The sequence below is a fragment of the Bacteroidales bacterium genome (assembly GCA_031275285.1).
Taxonomy (GTDB): Bacteria; Bacteroidota; Bacteroidia; order Bacteroidales; family UBA4181; genus JAIRLS01.
On sequence record JAISOY010000154.1, the window covers coordinates 45,424 to 53,963 of the forward strand.

The 8,540-nt window shown below is 40.6% G+C and carries 5 protein-coding genes; all 5 read right to left on the bottom strand.

What is annotated here, in order from left to right; genetic code table 11:
- Positions 1–6: 6 nt before the first annotated feature.
- The gene (locus LBQ60_15460; protein MDR2039320.1) at positions 7–1,467 is read right to left on the bottom strand and encodes a glycoside hydrolase family 140 protein; all 1,461 of its coding nucleotides are present in this window, start codon (positions 1,465–1,467) and stop codon (positions 7–9) included.
- 18 nt (positions 1,468–1,485) lie between these two features.
- Positions 1,486–2,499 (bottom strand): GntR family transcriptional regulator, encoded by a 1,014-nt coding sequence (locus LBQ60_15465; GenBank protein ID MDR2039321.1) that lies wholly within the window; start codon positions 2,497–2,499, stop codon positions 1,486–1,488.
- Between the two features lie 330 nt (positions 2,500–2,829).
- On the bottom strand, positions 2,830–6,423 hold the full coding sequence (locus LBQ60_15470) for a DUF4981 domain-containing protein (protein ID MDR2039322.1): 3,594 nt from the start codon (positions 6,421–6,423) through the stop codon (positions 2,830–2,832).
- Between the two features lie 561 nt (positions 6,424–6,984).
- Complete coding sequence (locus LBQ60_15475) at positions 6,985–7,932, bottom strand: ROK family protein (GenBank protein MDR2039323.1); 948 nt, start codon at positions 7,930–7,932, stop codon at positions 6,985–6,987.
- A 4-nt stretch (positions 7,933–7,936) separates the two neighbouring features.
- Positions 7,937–8,540: hypothetical protein (locus tag LBQ60_15480; protein ID MDR2039324.1), on the bottom strand; the 604-nt coding region annotated here is incomplete at its 5' end.

The window sequence follows — 8,540 nt, forward strand, 5'->3', positions numbered from 1 at the left end:
ATTCCACTAATCGGAACTCTTTTGCCTGTACGGTTTTCCGGGTTCCGGATATTTGCATTTTGCATCATCCAGCACCAATATCCAGTCGGTCAGTTCTCCCGGCTCGGGGGAAATATATTTCCGTTCTTTCCGGTCATTGTTAAATGTCTCTATTTTTGTAGCTTTTCCGTTACGCGGATTATACCACCAGGCATTTATTTTTTCTCCTTTGATCACCTCTGTCTGTACAGTAAATTCACGTCCTACCGGGACATAAATCATAGCATAAGTTCCGGCTTCATCCCGTGTGGCAACAAAACGGTAACGTCCCTCTCCGGGAACAGAAGTAGCCACCTTGTCGGTCACAATAATATTGGGATCGGGTATTCTTGTTAAAAATGGCCTTGATTCTATTAACAAACGGCCATACACCATTTGTACTGCTCCCGGTTGGTGAATGGCTTTTTGCCACGGCAGGAGCGGATTATTAACCGGATTGCGTTTCTTTTCAGGATCATACATTTGCCATACGGAATGGTGACCATAAGTATGCCCGAACGCACCGCTAAACAGGTTCCAGTATAACGGGCGCCGTACGTCTGCAGCGACAGAATGTCCCAAACGGGCCGCATTAAAAGACAAGGGATGATCTTCATACAGAGGTTCTCCGTCAATGACCGGTTTAACAGGCTGTTTTCCGTAATCATTATAAGTATTTACATAAACATTGGTAAAATCCGTATTATGTCCATTCTGACGCATATTGAAATCTAACCAGGAGTCATTGTGAAACCATTGGGAAGAACCTCTACCGCCGCTTGGATGAAAAGTTATCAGGTGTATTCCGCTATCCCCTTCTTTTATTCCCTTTGCCATTGCCTGTATGATCTCACGTTGCCGGTCATTATCAATGTTCCGGTCACCTCCCAGGATCCATATAATTCGCTTGTCTTTATATCTCTCCCCGAGAAATTTTCCGTAAGTAAAAGCATTTTGCGGATTGAAGAGGATTACTTTTTCATCATGCCAGTAACGTCCCCAGGTAGGCAGGAAACCAATGTACATTCCAAGCTCATTTGCTTTATTTACGATATAATCGACATGATCCCAATAGTCATTATCCGCTCCCTCTTTAATGGCAGGTCGTGAAGGGTCTATATCAATAAAAGGGAGATACCCATAAGGATTGGGCTCTTTATGTCCATCCAACTCGGCCAATGCTACCGCCTGAATTACCGTGTATCCTTTTTTTGCACGGTCTTCCAGATAAACACCGGCATCTTCCCTATCCAGACGATGAAATAACTCCCAGGCCGTATCACCCAGATAAAAAAACGGGACTCCGCTTTCATGTTGCAGAAAACGCCTGTTGTCAGACACTTTAAGCATCCCCTGTGAAAAATCTACAGGTTTCCCTTTCCATTGTCCATAACTAGTATACACTGTCATTACAAGTACACTGACTAAAAAAATGTTTTTTCTATTCATAGCAATTAATTTTAATAATTATAATGATTTACGGTATGCTACATAAGAAGGGTTGGGAATTTGTTGTATTCTCCTCTGTTTTATCAGTTTGGCTGCCTGTACTCCCATGAGGGCGAAATCAGTGGAGATCGTGGTGATTCCCCCTGCCAATACTTCTTTTAAAGGTGTATCATCAAAACTCAGTAAACCAATATCTTTTCCTATTTTGAGTTTTTTATGGTCTGCTGATTTGATCACTTCGGCCAGATCCCTGTCGGAAATAGCCATATAGCAGGTTCCCTTTGATAAATCCGAGAAAATAAAATTCTGTGAAATTTGTAAGGGTATTTTAAAATCATATGCGAAACGCCTGATTCCATCAATAAGGGAATCAGGCATAAACTGGAACCGGTCATTATAGATAACTGTAAGCGAGGTATATTTTTTTAAACTTTTCAATAATGAATGCAATCCTTTATAAACATCATCATTAAAGTCCTGATATACTGCTGCATATTCCTTTCCTAATGAGTTAGGAAAAGCATCAAGCAACAGTAATTTATGAGGAGGGATCATTTTTATACAATCCGTTACATCCTTATTAAAATGAGGCATCAACACAAAAAAACCATAATCTTTTTCATAGGTTTCTATCAGGGAACGAAAGAGTTGTTCATTATAATAATGGAAAGCAATATCTGTTTCGTAGTTTTTCCCTAACCCGGATAACAAAGAACGATAAAGTGTTTCTTTATATTGATTCATTGCATCGAAAAATATAAAAATCTTTAACTTATTATTCGTTTTGTAAGAGGTTATATAATATCCTTTCCCAGGTTGCGAACTTATAATACCTTTATCCTGTAATGAACGATAAGTAGCTAAAACAGTATCACGGGAAACGGAAAACATCTTATTGGCCTCACTGACAGATGGTAACCGCGATCCAAGTGTACATTCTCTTTTTTGAATAATATCAATCAGATATTCCTCCAACTGAATCCATTTTAATTTCCTGGATTTATCATTAACGATAAAATTGAATTTAAACATTTACTAATGAGTAATTTAATAAAAAACCATTATGATGCGTTATGATACAAATCTACAATAAAATATTAATTATAAAGCCCCGAATCATCATTTTTTTGATTTCTTAAAATGAAAAAATCAGCTGCCAGAAATATACTTCTTGAAAGCGATTGTTCATTTTTCCGGCTGAAATAATAAAGATGGGAAAACGTCTTTCAAAAGAATTAAGGCGGCATCAATTAAAAAGTAATAGTTAATTCAGATGGATTTTCCGTTCCGGCTTTGGCATAAAGCTAAAAGCGTCCACATAGTTATTATGGACACTTTTCTGTATGATATTGGATCACTTCTTTATCTAACAGGTTCAATCCTGAAGGAATAATTCAATGGTGTATTGACAGGGATCATATATTCAGGCAATGTACGCGGGCCGCAACTGGCGTTTCCCACTCCTTCCTGAATACAGTCCAGATTCAGATAAACCTCCGGTTTACGGATCTCATCCAGCATGAAATCATGCCGGGCATCCCAAAGTTCCTGATCGGTAAAATGTAATGCACTGAAATTCAACCTGTCTTTTGATGTAATTTTAATGCCTGCTCCATAATTGTCTGTCAAGGTGATCCACCGCACATCTTCCCTGTTTCCCATACTCTGGGAGCGGACATAATGTTCTTCTTCCATCTCTTTTACGGTCTTAGAATACCGGCCCAGCAAGGCGCCCGTTTTCCTGTCAGAATAATTTTCATGCGGGCCGCGACCATACCAGGTTATATTTTCCAGAAACGGATTCAAAGCCATCTGTAATCCCAGCCGGTGTATGGTAATACTACTGAAAGGGGCCGTCTCAAATTCAGTATCTACATCTATAACACCATTGGCATAGATCGTGTATTTGACCTTACAACTGACCGACGGCGCATTTTCTTTCTGTGGCCTTCCATGAAATCCATAAGATATTTCAACAAACTTCTTGTTTTCATCCAACCTATAGCCAAATAAAAGCGAAGGCCGATCATCAAAAGTAAACGGATAATATTTCTGATCGGCATATTTATCATTATTGATGCTTCGGTACCAGTTCAATGCCAATCCCTGTCCATCATGGATCAATTCCCTGTCACTGTATTTCAATGAAGTCATTATCTTGGCTTCTGTGTCAAAAACGATGCTGAAGCCCCTTCCGTTGATCTGCAGGTCTTTCCCCTGTGTGGTCAAATTAATGGAAGGTACATTATGTAAAGATACAGGGGCGATAGCAGGCCTTCTAGTTAAAGCCAACTGTTCCGAAGCAACGATATGCCCCTTTTCGGCCCACCGGGTATCTTCTTTCAATGAAAAATAAAGATTCAGGAAATATTCTTTAGATTCCTTCAACTCCCGGTTGATGGGAAGAGTAAGCACAGTCTTCTGATTGGGCAACAGATCCAGTGGGGCTTCCTCTCCTTTCGCAAATAATATTCCATCTTCCAGAATTTCCCAGGAAATATTGAATTCGTTCAGGTTCAGGAAATCATAACGGTTCTCTATCTCAATCTTTCCTTCTGCCAGATCTGCCGGACGGATTTTAATATATTGGTATACTTTTTTGACTTCTTTCAGCTTTGCCGTGATTCTTCTGTCGGGTGTCGTAAGTCCGTTACAGACAAAATCCAGATCATTCGGCTGGTCTCCGAAATCCCCGCCATAATAATAACGGTCCTGGGGTCCGCCATACTTGTTAATGGCCTGATCCACCCAATCCCAGATACATCCCCCGATCATCCTCTGTGAATGATTTTCAATGTAATCCCAGTATTCGGCAAGGTTTCCCACTGCATTACCCATAGCATGCGCATATTCGCACAGGAAGTAGGGCTTATCGGATTCCTGTTGGTCAAACCGGGACATCCCTTCTACCGAAGGATACATATGCGAGTCGATATCGACCACCCTGTTTTTCCCTTCATAATGTACAGGACGTGTCGGATCCAGCTCCTTAGCCCGCTGGTACATTACATCAAAGTTATCCCCACTGCCTCCTTCGTTCCCTAAAGACCAGAAAATAACCGAAGGATGGTTTTTATCACGTTCGACCACCCGTTCGATACGGTCCACAAATGCAGGTATCCAGGTAGGATTATTAGAAATGGAATGGTTCCCATGATTCTCCAGATCGGCTTCATCCATGACATATAGGCCATAATAATCGAACATGGCATACATTTTCGGACTGTTCGGATAATGACTGGTACGAATGGTATTGATATTGAATTGCTTCATCATCAATACATCCTGGAGCATCGATGCCACATCCACGGCACGTCCCAGTTGAGGATGTGTATCATGCCGGTTGGTGCCTTTGAAAAATATCTGTTCATTATTGATATAGACCCGTTTATTTTTTATCTCGATCTTACGGAACCCGAATTTGGATGACATGGCTTCCGTTACTTTTCCGTTCCGGTCTTTTAAAGACACGATCACGCTGTACAAATACGGTTGTTCCGCTGACCATAAGAAAGGTTGTTTGATATTCGCCTGCAGCTCAAAAGCCTGTTCCAGTTTTCCTTTGATAGACGGAATAGCTTGTGCCATTGTAGTAACCTCCTTTCCATCCTGATCCAGCAACACGACATCCAGTGTCGCTGCCTGTGCTGCTTTTTTATCATTGTTTCGTACTGATGCTTTGACAGAGAACAGTGCCGAAGAATAATCATTCCCTTTAAAGTCGGATTGCAATTGAAAATCACGAACATACAGCTTAGGAACTGCATAAAGGTATACATCCCGGTGTATTCCGCTCAGGCGGAACATATCCTGGTCTTCGATATAGCTGCCGTCTGTCCACCTGTAGACTTCCACCGCCAGCACATTCTCCCCTTTTTTAATATATGGTGTGATATTGAATTCCGCATCATTATTGGCTCCCTGGCTATACCCGACTTTCTTACCATTCACCCACACATACATTCCGCTGTATACCCCGTCAAAATGAAGCATGATCTCTTTTCCGTCCCAATTTTCAGGTATGCTGAAATTCCTTCTGTATGAACCAACAGGGTTAGGCTCTTTTTCATTGGTAAAACCTTTTTCTGGTTGGATCAGCGGCGGATTATTTTTAAACGGATACCTGATATTGGTATATATCGGAGTACCGTACCCGTGCATTTCCCAGTTTGAAGGAACCGGTATCTCCTTCCATGAAGACACGTCATAATTGGCTTTGAAGAAGTTAACAGGTCGCTCGGAGGGCTGTTTTACCCAATGAAATTTCCACATTCCGTTTAATGAGCGGTAAAAGTCGGAAGCCGGCGTTTCCCAAGGCCGGGTGAAATGTTTATCTGCCTTCAGGACTTCAACGGATGGATAAGGAATATATGTGGCATGTCCGGGTTCCTTGTTTACAGCAAAAATCGTTTCATTCTCCCACTCTGCCTTACCGCGTAAAGCCACTTCTTTAGGCACCTTAACCGAAGTTTTTACCAATTGCCATTTTTGCATCGTATCGGGCAACTGGTACACTTTGGCACCTGCCTCATCCTGCTGTACAGCAAGAGTCATCTTACTATTCCGTTGAACAACAGTAAAGTTTCCATCAGCATCTGTCTCCAACTTCCATAACTGGTTGTTGTTATCGGCATTACTTTCCCATTGTATCACAGGATTTCCTTTACCGCGTGCTATATTGGCATTATCAATGCTTTTTTTTACATATGGATTGGAAATAGTATAATACCCATTATCCAGCAATGTAATTTTCCACAGTTGTCCCTTATTTTTCTTGTCCCTGGCTGATATAACGATATTAGCGTCATTATCATTACTTTCCAGATTATCAATAGCCAATCCGGACGGGGTCAATATCTGATACAATACATCCGGATTGATGGATTGTGCTACAGCTTTTAAACTAAAACACAGACTTAATATACATAAAATGCTTTTCAGGTTTAGTATGCTCATTCTGGTTAAATTTATCGGGTTGAAATATTGATTTAATGAAGCGAATTTAATCATTTTACTTTTATTCATAAAAGTCGAATGGTATTTTTTCGAAAAACTGCACTTAAAGAGCAATGGAAAATTAACAATGAATGATGAACTATGAACTTAGCGTCAGCGAGTAATGATGAACTAATCAATAATCAATAAATAATGAACCTCACTTTCTAACTTTATAAACATTCAGACTTTATGAACATTTCTACTTTTTGACTTCTTCAATAAAACTTTGAACTCAGGCGATAACCAGTCTCATGAGCGTCAGCAAGTAATGAAAATCGGATCAATCGTTATTAGTAAAGTAATTAAAATAAGATACAACATTCATTACTCATATTAGTTTTTAGCAGGCTGTATAAAAAACGCACGCCTGCTAAAAAAGCAAACGTGTGTTTTATCAAAAGTAAGCGTACATTTTGTCGCTCGCTCCTAGAGATGTGTATTATAAAAATGAAATTTTGAACTTTGAATTTTGAACTTTGAATTTTAAACTTTAATATGTATTTTGGCATATACTTAGTGCTAATTAAGCAACTGATGCATTTTTACAAGGTATTCCGCACTTAAAATAGCGGTATCTGTAAATACCGACGAACAAACAATATCAATTTTATCGAACGGTGCCCAGCCATAATGGCTGATTTTTTCTTTTATGTACGGGAGAATTATGTCAGCGCTCTGCATGATACCTCCCGACATGACAATTCTTTCGGGATCATATGCATAAATCAGATTGACAATGGTTTCTGCCCAAACATCCATACAATGGTTCCGGACTTTTACCGCCATAGCGTCTCCGGCGCCGGCTTTTTCAAAGATCACTCGGAAATCGACACCTGAGTTTACCCATTCGGCTTTATCGGCTCCTACATATTTGAGTATTTCCTTTAGGTTCCAGGTAGATGACTGGGCCTCGGCACACCCCCTGTTACCACAGTTACATGAGAGTCCGTTCCTGTCGATGATAAAATGTCCGCCCAAGATACCTGCTATGTGGTGGCTTCCTCGTATCACACGACCATCCACAACGGCGGCGGTTCCTAACCCTGTGCCCAGGGTTACCGCTACCAGATTGTCGCAACCTTTTCCGGCACCGTATTGCCACTCCCCGATAAGGGCGCACCGTGCATCATTATCCATCGTCAACGGAAGATTGAAAACGGATTTTGCCCAATGGGTCATATCCATTCCTATCACATCATTGAATTTATCATTAATGACCATGACTTTTTTCGCATCACAATCGACAATCCCGGGGATAGACATCCCAATACCCGATAATTGCGAAACCGTAATATTATGCTCCGATATAAGTTTCATTATGGCCACTTCTATCGGTTTTAATTGCGGTTGGAGTCCCTGTTGCGACATTGCATCAATAGTACATTTCCCGATAACTTTACCATCGTGTACCAATCCTATTTTTATGTTGGTACCGCCAATATCCATTCCTATAGTCAACATACTCATCTTTTTATAATTTTAATTTGATGAATTTATTTTCGAAAGGTTTAAAGTTGGTTTCTTTCAATCCTTTTTGTATCGGTTCTTCAATAGCATTGACGATAAGAAATTCCAATGTTTCTCCTGTACCGTCAACTATTTGCAGTGGTGTTGATTTCCCGTCCAATTCCCTGACATTAATGAGGATATATCCTTCATCCTTTGAAGGTGTCGCCGAGGTCATCAATAAATTGTCACTGTTAAAGCGGAAAGCAGAATAAACTGCCGGTTGATTGTTGGGTTTTCCTTCGGGCATTACCCGTGCATAAAAAGGAATACGCGATGCCCACCCGAATCTGGTTGCCAATGTATTTGAAGTATCATCATCCGAAGTCAGGTAATAATTCCAGCGCAATTCGCCTTCCTGTGAAGCCCGGAAATTGGTAGTCCAGTAATTGTTGGTCACCCATGAATAGACATGCGGAACTTCGTATGTTTTTTTACGTTGGTATTGCCCGGTACAAATTCCTCCCATTTGAAATAAGGGAATCAGGTTACTGCCGACTACAAACTGGGCTTTATTGGTGCGGGCAGCCACAAAGTTCTGTACCGTATTCCAATCAGAGGCAGTACCT